Source organism: Priestia sp. FSL R5-0597 (assembly GCF_038006305.1).
Classification (GTDB): Bacteria; Bacillota; Bacilli; order Bacillales; family Bacillaceae_H; genus Priestia; species Priestia zanthoxyli.
Genome location: NZ_JBBOUZ010000001.1, coordinates 3,857,511 through 3,871,802, shown reverse-complemented (window position 1 = coordinate 3,871,802; position 14,292 = coordinate 3,857,511). Strand labels below are relative to the sequence as shown.

The 14,292-nt window shown below is 39.1% G+C and carries 13 protein-coding genes; 12 read left to right on the top strand and 1 reads right to left on the bottom strand.

Going from position 1 to position 14,292, the window contains the following annotated elements; all coding sequences use genetic code 11:
* The 9 genes from MKX72_RS20545 (at position 1) to MKX72_RS20505 (ending at position 10,804) form a co-directional block, all read left to right on the top strand.
* A complete protein-coding gene (locus MKX72_RS20545) occupies positions 1-1,521 on the top strand; it encodes a pyridoxal phosphate-dependent decarboxylase family protein (RefSeq protein ID WP_155007685.1) in 1,521 nt (506 codons plus the stop codon).
* The gene (locus MKX72_RS20540) at positions 1,499-3,253 is read left to right on the top strand and encodes an IucA/IucC family protein (protein WP_155007686.1); all 1,755 of its coding nucleotides are present in this window, start codon (positions 1,499-1,501) and stop codon (positions 3,251-3,253) included. Before MKX72_RS20545 ends, MKX72_RS20540 begins: the two co-directional genes overlap by 23 nt.
* The gene (locus MKX72_RS20535; protein ID WP_028415137.1) at positions 3,250-3,843 is read left to right on the top strand and encodes a GNAT family N-acetyltransferase; all 594 of its coding nucleotides are present in this window, start codon (positions 3,250-3,252) and stop codon (positions 3,841-3,843) included. Before MKX72_RS20540 ends, MKX72_RS20535 begins: the two co-directional genes overlap by 4 nt.
* Positions 3,822-5,111, top strand: coding sequence for a lysine N(6)-hydroxylase/L-ornithine N(5)-oxygenase family protein (locus MKX72_RS20530; RefSeq protein ID WP_049166069.1), 1,290 nt, complete (start codon positions 3,822-3,824; stop codon positions 5,109-5,111). The genes MKX72_RS20535 and MKX72_RS20530 overlap by 22 nt, the downstream gene beginning before the upstream one ends.
* A 3-nt stretch (positions 5,112-5,114) precedes the next feature.
* Positions 5,115-6,269: an MFS transporter gene (locus tag MKX72_RS20525; protein WP_033579848.1), complete on the top strand. Its 1,155-nt coding sequence runs from the start codon at positions 5,115-5,117 to the stop codon at positions 6,267-6,269.
* On the top strand, positions 6,266-8,071 hold the full coding sequence (locus tag MKX72_RS20520; protein WP_155007687.1) for an IucA/IucC family protein: 1,806 nt from the start codon (positions 6,266-6,268) through the stop codon (positions 8,069-8,071). The genes MKX72_RS20525 and MKX72_RS20520 overlap by 4 nt, the downstream gene beginning before the upstream one ends.
* A 285-nt stretch (positions 8,072-8,356) precedes the next feature.
* Positions 8,357-9,259 (top strand): formyltetrahydrofolate deformylase, encoded by a 903-nt coding sequence (purU, locus tag MKX72_RS20515; protein ID WP_028415133.1) that lies wholly within the window; start codon positions 8,357-8,359, stop codon positions 9,257-9,259.
* 268 nt (positions 9,260-9,527) lie between these two features.
* Positions 9,528-10,322: a thymidylate synthase gene (locus MKX72_RS20510; protein ID WP_013058746.1), complete on the top strand. Its 795-nt coding sequence runs from the start codon at positions 9,528-9,530 to the stop codon at positions 10,320-10,322.
* Positions 10,319-10,804 (top strand): dihydrofolate reductase, encoded by a 486-nt coding sequence (locus MKX72_RS20505; protein WP_155007688.1) that lies wholly within the window; start codon positions 10,319-10,321, stop codon positions 10,802-10,804. The genes MKX72_RS20510 and MKX72_RS20505 overlap by 4 nt, the downstream gene beginning before the upstream one ends.
* Before the next feature lie 294 nt (positions 10,805-11,098).
* On the opposite strand, the gene MKX72_RS20500 is transcribed toward MKX72_RS20505, so the two are convergent.
* Entirely contained in the window at positions 11,099-11,317 is a 219-nt protein-coding gene (locus MKX72_RS20500; protein ID WP_155007689.1) for a hypothetical protein, read from the bottom strand.
* 231 nt (positions 11,318-11,548) lie between these two features.
* On the opposite strand from MKX72_RS20500, the gene ilvA reads away from it, so the two are divergent.
* The 3 genes from ilvA (at position 11,549) to MKX72_RS20485 (ending at position 14,245) form a co-directional block, all read left to right on the top strand.
* Positions 11,549-12,820 (top strand): threonine ammonia-lyase IlvA, encoded by a 1,272-nt coding sequence (gene ilvA, locus MKX72_RS20495; protein ID WP_013084697.1) that lies wholly within the window; start codon positions 11,549-11,551, stop codon positions 12,818-12,820.
* 161 nt (positions 12,821-12,981) lie between these two features.
* Positions 12,982-13,233: a YpmP family protein gene (locus tag MKX72_RS20490; protein ID WP_013058743.1), complete on the top strand. Its 252-nt coding sequence runs from the start codon at positions 12,982-12,984 to the stop codon at positions 13,231-13,233.
* 169 nt (positions 13,234-13,402) lie between these two features.
* Positions 13,403-14,245, top strand: coding sequence for a DegV family protein (locus tag MKX72_RS20485; RefSeq protein WP_028415129.1), 843 nt, complete (start codon positions 13,403-13,405; stop codon positions 14,243-14,245).
* Positions 14,246-14,292 lie beyond the last annotated feature (47 nt).

Below are 14,292 nucleotides of genomic sequence, written 5' to 3'. Positions count from 1 at the left end.
ATGGCACCGTTTGAAAAGTGGTTTTTATCATCATCAAAGGAAAGCCTCGAGAATTATGAAGCGATGATAGGCGGAATGACTGAGATGATCAAACGTCACTACTATGAATTAAAGTCCGCTTATACTCACATCGACGTTGAAGAGTTGTCAAACTTAGTCAATCGTTCTGTCTATTTTAGCAAGCACGAACAGCCGCTAGAAGATTTATTTGATAACGTACAAGCAGTAGTGATGAATCATTCGCTTCATATTTCGCATCCCGGAGCAATGGCGCACTTGCATTGCCCTCCGATTATACCCGCTCTTGCTGCGGAAGTGATGATTTCTGCTTTGAATCAATCTATGGACTCGTGGGATCAAAGTCCGGCAGCTACGTATATAGAAGATAAAGTGATTGATGAGTTAACACAACAAATTGGTTATCCAAGCTCATCTTCAGGCATTTTTACAAGCGGAGGGACGCAGTCAAATTATATGGGACTCCTGCTTGCTCGTAATGAATATTGCCATTCTGCCTTTTCAATGGATGTTAGTAAAGAAGGCTTACCGTTCCAAGCTAAAAAACTGCGGATTTTCTGCTCGGAAAAAGCGCACTTTACGGTGCAACAATCTGCAGCTCAGCTTGGGCTGGGCATGCGTGCAGTGGTGAGTGTAAAGTGCAATGAGCAGCATGAAATGGATATAAAAAGCTTAGAAGAAGCAATACAGGAAGTGAAAGCTCAGGGCAACCTCCCTTTTGCTATTGTAGCAACGGCAGGTACAACAGATTTTGGCAGCGTAGATCCTCTTTTTGAAATAAGTGAGCTTGCTAAAAAAGAAGGGCTCTGGCTCCATGCTGACGCCGCTTATGGAGGAGGGCTGCTGTTTTCCCATAAGTACCGTGAACGCTTACAAGCTCTTGAACAAGCGGATTCTATCACGATGGATTTTCATAAATGGTTTTATCAGCCTGTAAGCTGCGGAGCATTTTTACTGAAAAATTCAGCTATGTTTAAACACATTCAGCTTCATGCAGATTATTTAAATCCTGAAGAAGATGAGCATGTGCACTTAGTAGACCGCAGCATTCAAACGACAAAGCGGTTTGACGCCTTGAAGCTCTGGCTTACTTTCGGTGCAGTAGGTGCAAATGAATACGGAGAAATGGTTGACCACACGATTGAAACTGCTAAGCAAACAGCTGACTACTTACAAAAACAAAGCAATGTAGAAGTGTTAAATGACCCTTATATGAACGCGGTTGTCTTTCGCTATGTACCAGATATTTTATATAGTGATTGTCAAAAGCATCAGCATTATGAAAATAGGTTGAATCAGCGTATTCAGCAGCACTTATACGAAAAAGGCACGTTTATCATGGCAAAAACAAAGCATAAAGAACGAGTCTATTTAAAACTAACGATGTTAAATCCTATGATTACATTTGATTCTGTTGTCACTCATTTAGAGGAAGTTGTTGCTTTAGGCAAACAGTTGGAGAAAAAGGAGGAGCGATTACGTGAACGCTCAGTTATCGGCTAATTTTATTACGATGCAAAACATTATTAATTGCTATATTCGAGAGACAGGTAAGGGAGTATGGGAGTCCGTTTCAGAAATAAAAAGTGAGGAAACGCTCGTTCTTAGACTAGAAAAACAGCCGGTAACTCTTTACTTTCCAGTAAAGTACCGCTCAGCCACCGGACGTCACTTGTTCTTTTCAAACTTTTCTTATCGTATTCAGCAAGAGGAGATTAAGGAGTTAGATATCGTCACTCTTTTGGCCTTTCTTTTAAAAGAAGTAACGGATCATTTAGTACAAGTAAATGAGCTAATTATACGTGTTCTATTAAGCTATGAAAATATGAAATTATTCATTGAAAAAAGGCAGAAAGAGTTAGAGACGTGCTATAAATGGGACAAAACGTTCTTAGAATCTGAACAGTCCCTGCTTATTGGGCACCAGCTGCATCCAACACCTAAAAGCCGCCAAGGGATATTACCTGAAGAAGAAGAGGTATTTGGACCTGAAGTGAACGGGGAATTTCAGCTTCATTATTTTAAAGCGCATGCATCTCTCGTTGCAGAACAGTCCGCTGGAAATCAAACCGCTTCACAGCTTATTAAAGAGCAGCTGAAAAAAGATAAGACGGTTTCTGAAGAATTCATACATTCTTATTGCCAAGCGGACGATTATTCACTTATACCTATGCATCCGCTGCAAGCTCGTTATCTTTTAGGAAAAGAAGAAGTGTGCCAATGGATTCAAAAAGGCAGGCTTGCTTATCTAGGGCCACACGGTCAGCTGTTTTATCCGACTTCGTCTGTTCGAACCGTATACAGTAACAATGCAGATGTGATGTACAAATTTTCCATTCCGGTAAAGATCACTAATTCACTGAGAGTGAACAAACGCAAAGAATTAAGCAGAGGGGTAGAAGTTAGCCGTTTATTGCAAAAGGGATTACAGGCGGAGCTTCACGAAAATCATCCGGCTTTTCAAGTAATTGAAGACCCTGCTTACATCACGCTTGGAGAAAAGGAGCTTGGATTTGAAGTTATGATTCGAAGCAATCCTTTTCAAGGTAAGCAAGGGGATCGTACAACACTTCTAGCCAGTTTGTGTCAAGATCATGTGTTTGGAGAAGCTTCTCAAATTGAAAATATTATTCATCACATTGCTGCAAGTGAAAATAGCACGACTGAAGATGTAAGCAAGCGCTGGTTTAAACGCTATTTAGACGTATCTTTTCATCCTATGATGTGGCTTTACACTCAAAAAGGAATTGCGCTGGAAGCTCATCAGCAAAACTCCGTTATTAAACTTGATGAAAACGGATATCCATCGGTGTTTTACTACCGCGATAACCAAGGCTATTACTTTATGAAATCAAAGGAACAAGAGCTTCGCAAGCTGCTTCCTTTCTTAAACGGAGAAAGCGATACGGTCTGTGATGACGCTGTAGCAGAAGAAAGATTTCGTTATTACGTATTTTTTAATCATATTTTAGGATTAGTTAACGCTTTTGGTGCAGCTGGCCTCACTCAAGAATCAGATCTGCTATTGATTTTGCGACAAGAGATCGAGATGTACAAAGAAAAAGATCATACAGGGCTTGTTTCATCAATGTTAGAAGAGAAAGTGCTTCCTTGCAAAGCCAACTTCTTAACGCGCGTTCATGATATGGATGAGCTGGTAGGATCTCTTGAAACACAGTCTGTTTATGTAAATGTCGAGAATCCATTGTTCGAATCTGCAGGTGTACGTGTATGAAATCAGCCTTGCAAACGCAGTATCCATTTATGATTCAGCAAAAGGAGCAGAGCATTACCTTTCGCTCTGTTTCTTTTGCAAAAGATTTCGAACGGCTGTACAAGTGGATGCATGAACCGCATGTTATTCCGTATTGGAATTTAAATATTTCAAAACAGGCGTACGAGCAGCATTTAAAAACATTTTTAGCTGATTCTCATCAAAAGCTGCTAATCGGAGAAATTGATGGTGTACCTATGAGCTATTGGGAATCTTATATGGTTGAAGGTGACATAATCAGTAACTATTATCCTTATGAAAAAGGAGATCAAGGAATTCATTTATTGATTGGAGAACCTGCTTTTTTAGGAAAAGGCTATATTTATCCGCTCCTTCTTAGTTTGCTAAAGCATAAGTTTAACGTAGCAGACACTGCTAAAGTAATAGCGGAGCCAGATAGACGAAATGAAAAAATGATTGCAGTATTTAAAAAATGCGGGTTTCAATTCATGAAAGAAGTGTCGCTGCCTGATAAAACGGGTGTACTGATGAAATGTGAAAGAGAAGTATTTGAAAGAAGGTGGAGCGAATGGAACAACGGGACATTTTAGACGTAATTGGAGTAGGAGTTGGTCCATTTAATTTAGGATTAGCCGCTTTAATTGATAAAAAAGATTGTACATATAAATGTTTTGAACAAAAGAATGAGTTTAATTGGCATCCAGGAATGCTTTTAGAAGGTACAACACTTCAAGTGCCGTTTATGGCAGATGTGGTCACGATGGTGGATCCGAAGAGTCCATACACGTTCTTAAATTATTTGCATGAGCATGAGCGCTTGTATCAGTTTTATTTCTTTGAAAAGTTTCATATTCCGAGAAATGAATACAATCACTATTGCCGCTGGGTAGCGAGCCAGCTGAGTGGGCTTGAATTTAACAGCACAGTAAAAGAAGTAAAAATGCATGAAGACGCTAAGCCTTACTACGAAGTAACAGTTGAAAAAGAAGGAAAGCTTTATACCTATTACAGCTATCATCTTGTTACTGGAGTAGGTACGCAGCCCGTAGTGCCAAGAGACTTTCAAACAGTGGCAAGCGATACGTTTTATCACTCCGCTCATTACAAAATGAAGCGTCAGCAAACGCTGCAGGCTAAAAGCATAACCGTAATTGGCTCTGGTCAAAGTGCAGCTGAAATTGTCTATGATTTACTTCAACAGCAGCCTGAGTTTGAGTATAAGCTGAATTGGTATACGCGCTCAAAAGGTTTTTATCCAATGGAATATTCAAAGCTTGGCCTTGAACATTTTTCACCGGATTATACCCGCTATTTTTACAGATTGCCCGAAGAGAAAAAAGAGAGCGTTTTACGAAATCAAGCTCTCCTCTATAAAGGAATAAGCTTTGAAACAATCGGGAATATTTATGATTTGATTTACGAACGAACAATTGGAGGAAAAGAAGTGCCTCTAACGATGCGCGCGCTTACGGAACTTGCAGGCGTTGAAAAGATAAACGATACACATCTTCTGACTCTTCACCAATACGAGCAAGACTCATTTGAAAAAGAAGAAAGTGAAATTGTCATTATGGCTACTGGCTATCATGCAAAAGAGCCTGCTTTTATGGAAGGTTTAAAAGAACATGTACTATTCGATGAAAAAGGCCAGCTGAAAATTAACGAACGCTATCAAGTTGAGATGAAGAAGAAAGGAGCCCCGCTATTTGTGCAAAACGGAGAGCTTCATACACACGGAGTTGGAGCACCGGACTTAGGTTTAGGCGCTTATCGCAATGCTGTTTTGATTAACCAAATTGCAGGCAAAAGCGTGTACAAAATATATAAAAATACTGTTTTCCAAAAGTTCGGATTTTAAGAAATGATTTCCGCGCGTTTTGTTTTTATCTGCTTGTTTATGACCATGACGTCAGAAGTATTATTATCACCATTTTATCCACAGTATTTTACACATGCATTTCATGTAGATGGAGTGGCGATGACGTCTTTTTTCATTATTTGCTGCCGGATTGTGGTCATTGTTATGACACCTTTATGGGGAATGCTGTTTAAGAAATGGAACGTAAAATATGTAGTTGTAACGTCACTTTTAATGACGGCCTTAATTAAAGTCATTTTGAGCGAAGTTTCTACTTTTTATGAATTTTTAGCTACTTCCTTAGTGCTGCTCCTATTTCAAAGCAGTTTATATCTTTTGTACCCCTATTTAGTAGGCCACATGAAAAAAGGACAGAAAAAGGCAAGTGCTGCAACAACGTATGTATTTATTGTTCATACGGCTATTATTGTCGCTAGCTTGTTTGGAAGTACGGTTATTGCATGGGAAATGCCGCTTAACGTATATCAATACTTTGCTTTAATTGATATGGTACTGGCCGTATGGCTCTTAACAAGAAAAGCATTACCTTTAAAAGCAGAAAAAACGCCATCCATTCAAAGCATAAACGAGCCCATCTTTTTTTATTTGCTGGCGATTTTCTTTTTTTACCTTGGGCACAATGTCATTCGCCCTTATTTTACATTGTTTACACATGAAACATATGGCATGAGCAGTCAAGGCAGCGCTTTGCTGTATGCGATGCCGAGTATTATGGCGATTGTCTTAAAGCTTACGGTACCTACCAAACTATTGAACGGCAACGTTATACCGCTTTTTTATGGCATAACGGGTGCTAGTGTTTTGGTGCTGTGTTTGCAGGCATATGCTGATCATCTCAGCGTGTTTATTATCAGCCGAATTTTATATGGAGCCGGGTTTTATCTCAGCATGGTTATACTGGATATCTATTTATTTCGAAAAAGTAAAGAAGCGGCTGCTTACTATTACAGCTGGCTTATTGCTGTTCAAAATATCGCTCTGCTGATTGCACCGATTTTAGCATTAGAAATCAGCAAAGTGGATTTGGCATTTCCTTTAGTAGCGGGAGCAGCTGCTTTGCTAGCTGCTAGCGCTGTAATGCCGCTGCGTAATAAAACAATCCCTATTCTAAGACAAGTAAAGGAGAATGAAGGATGAAAATCAAAGAAACGAATCTTTCTGTATTTAATAAGCAATCATGGGAAAAAGCAAATCGACAGCTTTTAGCTAAAATGCTGCAGGAATTCATGTATGAACATATTATTGAGCCGAAACAACTGCAAAAACAGGGTGCGATTGCTATGTATCAATGGGAAGACCATCGGGGCGTTACGTATACATATCAAGCGAAACAGCGAATGTTTGATAGTTTTTCTGTACTGCCAGAAAGTATTAAACTAACATCTCAAACGTCAAACCCCACATTTTCAGAAGCACTGCAGCTGTTAATTAGCTTATCTGAAGACAAAGGAATGTCTAGCTCAACTGCAGGCCACTTAGCAAAAGAATATTTTCATACATTAGTAGCAGATTTGCATTTGCAAAATCGAAAATCAGCTGATGAATTAGCAGATATGGATTATGCAGAGCTAGAAGGTGAAATGACGGGGCATCCTTGGATTACGTATAATAAAGGGCGCATTGGGTTTGGTTATGATGACTATCTTCGGTTTGCGCCCGAGCAAAAACAAGAAATTCAGCTTTCATGGATTGCTGTAGAGAAGCAAATTGCTTCATTTCATTCGTTGGATACCCTTGGTTTTGATGATGTCATGAAGAAGGAGTTAAGCGCTGAGACGCTAGCTGAATTTGAAAAAGAGTTAACAAGCCAAAGTCTTTTACCTGCGGACTATTATTATATTCCTGTCCATGAATGGCAGTGGCTGAACGTAATTGTTCCTTTATTCGCTGAATACATTGCAAATAATTTAATTGTTCCTTTAGGAGAAGGGCAGGATCAATACTTGCCTCAGCAGTCGATTCGTACATTTGTGAATACAACAAATCGAGATAAGTATCACGTAAAGCTTCCAATGAGTATATTAAATACGCTTGTGTACAGAGGCCTTCCAAGTGAGAGGACGGTCATTGCTCCTCAAGTCACTCAGCATATAAAAGGTATAAGAGATCGTGATACGTTTTTAAAAGATACGTGCAAAGTAGGACTTTTAGGAGAAGTGGCTACGTTAAACGTCACTCAGCCGACGTTCGCTTCTATTAAAAATGCGCCTTATCAGTATCTAGAGATGCTTGGAGTCGTTTGGCGTGAAAGCATTTATCAAGAGCTAGAAGAAGGAGAGCATGCGATTATGCTAGCTGCGCTATTACATGTTGACGGTCAAGGGAAGGCTTTAGTTTCGTCATATATTGAAAAGTCAGGCTTAACTCCTAACGAGTGGATTAATGCGCTAACCAGCGCTGTGTTGCCGCCACTACTTCATTACTTGTATCAATACGGCACTGTATTTTCCCCGCACGGTCAAAATACGGTACTGGTTCTTAAAAACAACAAGCCGGTTCGAATTATTATGAAAGATTTTGTAGACGACGTGAATATTAGCGATCAGCCGTTTGAAGAATTGCAGCAGCTATCTTTTGAATTAAAAGAAGTGCTGCGCAGCGAAGAGCCGGAAGGATTGACGCAGTTTATTTTAACAGGGTTATTTGTTTGTCACTTCCGCTATTTAGCAAGCATCTTAGAAGAGCATGAAGGTGTAGAAGAAGAGGACTTTTGGAAAAGTGTACGAGCAGAAATCTTGCATTATCAAGCATCATTTCCACATTTGAAAAAACGATTTGAATTATTTGATTTGTTGCGTCCAACGATTACGAAGTTAACGTTAAATCGAAATCGAATGTTTGACTACGGATACGAAGATGACGGAGATCGTCCTCACGCAAGTGAATATGGTACGGTGAGAAATGCTTTGCATGAAGTGAGTGAAAAAGCCGTGCAATAATAAGGAAAAGCCGCTGGTGTTGTACTAGCGGCTTTTTTATGGTTAATTCTAAAGCAGGAAGCTAAGGGGATGAGCGGCAGCACTTTAGGAAACACTCATTTTATGTATGTGTAGAACGTAAAGATCAGTGAATGAACGATTTGATGGAGTAGATGGTAGAACAACAAATACGAAAGCCGAAGCAAACGTTTCGGCTTTCTTTTGTCAAAGCCTTATTTCAATGTCGCATCGCTACAAGGATAATGGTACAATTGTCTGTATATTTAAAAAAAGAGAGGGAATTACATGAAATCGCATATTCAAAAACATTTAACTTCATATAAAGAGAAATATAAAAACCGAGGTCGGCTGCTAATTAGCTGTCCGGACAAACCGGGTATTGTAGCCGCTGTGTCTACGTTTTTACATGAGCACGGTGCAAATATTGTAGAATCAAGTCAACATTCAACAAACCATGAAGGCGGCATGTTTTTTATCCGTTTCGAATTTGAATGTGAGGATTTATTAGCTAAAGAAGTAAAGCTAGAAGAAAGCTTCAAAAAGATTGCCGATACATTTTCGATGAACTGGCAGTTTACATATGCTCATAATTTGAAAAAAACAGCTATTTTTGTGTCAAAAGAGCCTCACTGTCTGCTAGAGCTGCTGTGGGCGTGGGAAAGCGGAGACTTGATGACAGACATCGCTGTCGTTGTAAGCAATCACGAAGATGCGCGCGAAGTAGTTGAATCGTTTGGCATTCCATTTAAGCATATACCAGCGACAAAAGACATTCGTCAAGAAGCAGAAGCAAAACAGCTTCAAGTATTAAAAGATTATGATATTGATGTAATTATTTTAGCGCGTTATATGCAAATTTTAACGCCGACCTTTGTGGCTGAAAATCCGTATCGCATTATTAATATTCACCATTCATTCTTACCGGCATTCATTGGAGCACGTCCATATGAACGTGCATATCAACGAGGCGTAAAATTAATTGGTGCTACGTCTCACTATGTAACGGACGACTTGGATGAAGGACCAATTATTGAACAAGATATTGAACGCGTGAATCACCGTGATGATGCGGATGACTTAAAGAAAAAAGGCCGCTTAATTGAACGTACGGTGCTTGCACGCGCTGTGAAATGGCACTTAGAAGACCGCATTTTAGTGCATGAAAACCGCACAATTGTATTTAATTAACAAAGACTAAGCTGTTAAAAAGTAGTTTAGCCGAAGGAAGATCCGAACGATGAATCGAGATTCTTGAGAGAGAATGAAATTCGTTCGGATTTTTTTATGGTCATGGTAAACGTAGGTTTCATTAGGTCTCATTCTCGTTTTTTTTTCGGGGAAATCGCGTACCTACATGATAAAGAACTTTTCTATATGAGCTGAGATTTAGTTGTTTACTTAGCCCGTGAACACTTATACAATAGAAAAGGACTTTTTAATAAAGGAAGTGTCGGAAGTGAAACAATATCTTGAACTTTGCGAGCATGTGTTAGCAAATGGAACAAAAAAAGAAGATCGGACAGGAACAGGTACAATTAGCACATTTGGCTATCAAATGCGTTTTAATTTACAAGAAGGTTTCCCGGTATTAACGACAAAAAAACTTCATTTGAAATCAATTATTCATGAACTGCTTTGGTTTTTACAAGGAGATACAAACGTTAAGTATTTACAAGATAACGGCGTGCGCATTTGGAATGAATGGGCGGATGAAAACGGCGAGCTTGGCCCTGTATATGGTCATCAGTGGCGTTCATGGCCAACGCCGGACGGCGAAAAAATTGATCAAATTACAAATGTTATTAATCAAATCAAAAACAATCCTGATTCGCGCCGCTTAATGGTAAGCGCCTGGAATGTATCTGATGTAGACAATATGGCTTTGCCGCCTTGTCACTGCTTATTTCAGTTTTATGTAGCGGACGGCAAATTGTCTTGTCAATTGTATCAGCGCTCAGCTGATATTTTCCTAGGCGTACCGTTTAATATAGCTTCATATGCGCTGCTTACAATGATGGTGGCACAAGTGTGTGATTTAGAGCCAGGTGATTTTGTTCATACGTTTGGTGATGCGCATATCTACAGCAATCACATCGAACAAGTAAACCTGCAGTTGACGCGCGAGCCTCATGCATTACCAAAAATGAAAATCAATCCAGACGTAAAATCAATTTTTGACTTTAAATTTGAAGACTTTGAATTAGTAGATTATAATGCGCATCCTCACATTAAAGGAGCTGTGAGCGTATGATTTCCCTCATTGTCGCAATGGATCAAAATAGGCTGATCGGTAAAGAGAATGATTTGCCATGGCGTCTTCCGGAAGATTTAAAGTATTTCAAGCGCATCACAACGAGTCATACGATTGTAATGGGAAGAAAAACATTTGAATCAATTGGACGACCGCTCCCTAATCGCGAAAATGTGGTTCTTACGCGTCAAAAAGATTATCAGCAAGAAGGAGCAACCGTTATTCATTCAGTTGAGGAACTAGAAGCATTAGATGCTGAAAAAGAAGACGAGCTCTTTGTGATTGGTGGAGCTACTCTGTATAAGCAAACATTAGACGTTGCAAACCGACTTTATATTACGCATATTGAAGAATCTTTTGACGGCGATACACATTTTCCTGCGATTGATTTGAGCGAATGGAAAGTTATTTCGAAGCAGCAAGGAATTAAAGATGAAAAAAATCCCTACACGTATTATTTTACCGTATACGAGCGAAGCTGATTTCCCTTATTAAAAAAATGCGAGTCTGGGACAAAAGTATGGTAGTTGAAGAAAGATCCGAACGATTCATCGTTCGGATCTTTCTTTGTGATGGTGAACGTAGGTTTCATGTCTGTAGGTGCTTTTAGCAGTTGATTGGAGGGCAAGGCGAAGACTCAGGCGGGAGCGGAAGCAATGAGGAGGCTCACCGCCCGCGGAAAGCGAAGTCTTGCACGGAAATCAACTGCGGTGTAAAAACCGATTCATATTAGACGTCTTTAGGTGGGGGCTATTTCGTTATGTCTCAATCTCTTTTTATATTGATTTTAATTGCTTCATCATTTCGTGAAAAGCGGCTGTGCTAACAAACTGTTCAGCGCTCCAGTTTGCTTCAATCCATTGAATCAGCTCGCTTGGTGTATTAAAAACTTCTCCGCTTGTATCTGCTTTGCGAAGCATATATCTACCGTTTTCTTCATCTGCCGTTACTTCGCATGGAATGGCACTTTCATAACTTTGAAGTGAAAACTCCATTTATTCCACAACCTTTCTTAATTTATACCTGTTATAGCATCAGCTGCATGTAGAAAGTATGGGCAATTTTGTAAGTCTATTTAGCGTTTGCTAAACATATGTAAAGTATGTGGACAGTAAAATAGTTGGAAAAGTTTTTTTAGTCATTATTAATGAAAAATAATGATTTTTCTAAATTTTATGTGATATAATGTACAAATTAATAATGGTAGAAGAGGAAGGAAGTTGGTTATGAAACAACAAGTAGATAATCGAACAAAACACGTACATTTAGAGGACATCATGATTGCAAATCAATTGATTAAAGATGTTGTTGTGCATACACCACTACAGCGTAATGACGTTTTGTCTGAACGATATGAATGTAATATCTATTTAAAACGTGAGGATTTACAGGTGGTGCGCTCATTTAAAATCCGCGGTGCGTACAATCGAATCAAAAAGTTATCCCCAGAAGAATTAGAAAATGGAATTGCCTGTGCAAGTGCAGGAAACCACGCACAAGGTGTAGCATATGCGTGCCGTCATTTAAATATCGATGGTAAAATCTTTATGCCGAGCACAACGCCACGCCAAAAAATTAATCAAGTGAAATTTCTAGGCAAAGATAACGTAAAGGTCGTACTAATCGGAGATACGTTTGATGATTCTTATGAACAAGCTATTGCATGCAGTGAAGAGGAGCATCGAACATTTATTCATCCATTTAATGATGTAGACGTTATTGCAGGACAGGGTACAGTAGCCGTTGAAATGTTCAATGACTGTGAAGATGAAATTGACTACGTATTTGCGGGTATCGGCGGGGGCGGATTAATTTCCGGTGTCGGCACATACGTAAAAAGCATCTCGCCTCAAACAGCTGTGATTGGGGTAGAACCAGCAGGCGCGCCTGGTATGCAGACATCTTTAGCAAATGGAAATGTAGTGACGCTACCGGCAATCGATCCATTTGTAGACGGAGCGGCTGTTAAAACAGTTGGAACGCTTCCGTATGACATCAGTAAAGAGCTTGTGGACGATATTGTAGTTGTTCCTGAAGGCAAGGTTTGCACAACCATTTTATCTCTATACAATGAAAATGCGATTGTAGCAGAACCAGCAGGAGCTCTTTCGATTGCTGCTCTTGACTCATACCGTGAGCAAATTAAAGGAAAAACGGTTGTTTGCGTCATCAGCGGAGGCAACAATGACATTGGACGTATGCAAGAAATCAAAGAACGTTCGATGATTTATGAAGGATTACAGCATTATTTTATCGTTAACTTCCCTCAGCGCGCAGGAGCTCTTCGTGAATTTTTAGACGAAGTGCTTGGACCGACAGACGATATTTCGCGCTTTGAGTATACGAAAAAGAATAACAAAGACAGCGGGCCTGCACTTGTGGGAATCGAGCTTAAGCATAAAGAAGATTATTATCCACTAATTAATCGTATGGATAAAAAAGGATTTCCTTACACAGAAATTAATAAAGAAAGCAACTTGTTTCACTTATTTATTTAAATAGAAGGTCGTTTTAAAAAGGAATGCTTCATCAACTGTCGAATAAGTTGATGAAGCATTTTTATTTTAAAAAATATTTGTGTTTTCTTTTTATTTTATCAAGACAGAAAGTACCTCAAGCATTATAATAAAATAAACGGGTAAAAAGAGGGTTGATCGCCTTGCTATTAAAAAGCCTTGAATTTAAACATGTCAGTGGTCAAAAAGTAAAAATTACTGAAATTCCAGTTTTAGAGGAAAATAGCACGTTTCGGTTCATGTTATCTGCAAAACTTGATTTATTTATTAGACAAATCACGAACGAATCAGTTCCGAAGCAAACCTACTCGTTTCAAGAATATTTAAAACGCGTGCTGAAATGGAAAGATTACGAACAGCTCTTTAAGTCTCATGTATTAAAGCATAATGCATAAACGTAAAAGTTGACTTTTCTGAATATTTCAGCAGAGTCAACTTTTTTTGTTGATCTAAAAGGTTGAACATGCATTTTACGAATTAGCAAAACTTGCATTCTATTATAACTATATTGTTGTAAGCGTTCATGTTATACTAGTTTGCAATGCATCTTATAGGGGTGAACACATGTCGAAAATTAAAGTGGTAACGGATTCAACAATTGATTTAACGTTGGAAGAAGCTGAAAAATACGGTATTGAGATGATACCTTTATGTATTAATATTGATAATGAAACATATTTGGATCGCGTGGAATTAACGCCGACAGATTTTATTGAAAAAATGAAAAATTCAAAAGAATTACCAAAAAGCTCTCAGCCGGCTATTGGTTCTTTTGTTGAAGTATATGAACGATTAGTGAGTGAAGGGTATGACGTCATTTCCATTCATATGACTGGAGGAATGAGCGGAACCGTTCGAGCAGCTGAAAGCGCGGCTCAAATGGTGGAAGGAAATATCACCGTTGTCGATTCTATGTACATTACAAAAGCTCTTTCGTTTCAAGTCTTTGAAGCGGTGAAAATGATTGAAGAGGGGCATACGGTAGAAGAAATTGTCGCGCGCTTGGAAGAGGTGCGTCAAAATACGAATCTTTTTGTCGTAGTCGATACGCTTGAAAATTTGGTTAAAGGTGGACGTATTGGACGTGGAAAAGGGCTAATCGGTTCTCTTTTAAATATTAAGCCAATTGCTTCCCTAGCTGACGGAGTATACACTCCTGTTGCTAAAGTGCGCAGTCATTCTCAAATTGTTAAGTTTTTAACGAAGCAGTTCGAAGAGCATACAGAAGGAAAAAGTATTAAAGGAGTAGGGCTTGTACATGCAGATGGACTTGGGCTCGCTTCTAAGCTAAAAGAATCAATCGTGAAGGCAAGAGGCTATACGCAATTTTCGATTGAAGATACGACGCCTATTATCTCGACGCATACGGGTATTGGTGCAATTGGTTTTATGTATTTTGCTGAATAAAGTGAGTTGCTTTTTGCAAGTCACTTTTTTGGCTTTCTCTTTTTTGG

What these genes read in the sequence shown, in the direction of transcription:
- MKX72_RS20535 (WP_028415137.1), top strand. Translation starts at nt 3,250, where the DNA reads ATGAAATCAGCCTTGCAAACGCAGTATCCATTTATGATTCAGCAAAAG.
- MKX72_RS20500 (WP_155007689.1), bottom strand. Translation starts at nt 11,317, where the DNA reads ATGGAGTTTTCACTTCAAAGTTATGAAAGTGCCATTCCATGCGAAGTA.
- ilvA (WP_013084697.1), top strand. Translation starts at nt 11,549, where the DNA reads ATGAAACAACAAGTAGATAATCGAACAAAACACGTACATTTAGAGGAC.
- MKX72_RS20545 (WP_155007685.1), top strand. Translation starts at nt 1, where the DNA reads ATGGCACCGTTTGAAAAGTGGTTTTTATCATCATCAAAGGAAAGCCTC.
- MKX72_RS20520 (WP_155007687.1), top strand. Translation starts at nt 6,266, where the DNA reads ATGAAAATCAAAGAAACGAATCTTTCTGTATTTAATAAGCAATCATGG.
- MKX72_RS20505 (WP_155007688.1), top strand. Translation starts at nt 10,319, where the DNA reads ATGATTTCCCTCATTGTCGCAATGGATCAAAATAGGCTGATCGGTAAA.
- MKX72_RS20530 (WP_049166069.1), top strand. Translation starts at nt 3,822, where the DNA reads ATGGAACAACGGGACATTTTAGACGTAATTGGAGTAGGAGTTGGTCCA.
- MKX72_RS20485 (WP_028415129.1), top strand. Translation starts at nt 13,403, where the DNA reads ATGTCGAAAATTAAAGTGGTAACGGATTCAACAATTGATTTAACGTTG.
- purU (WP_028415133.1), top strand. Translation starts at nt 8,357, where the DNA reads ATGAAATCGCATATTCAAAAACATTTAACTTCATATAAAGAGAAATAT.
- MKX72_RS20525 (WP_033579848.1), top strand. Translation starts at nt 5,115, where the DNA reads ATGATTTCCGCGCGTTTTGTTTTTATCTGCTTGTTTATGACCATGACG.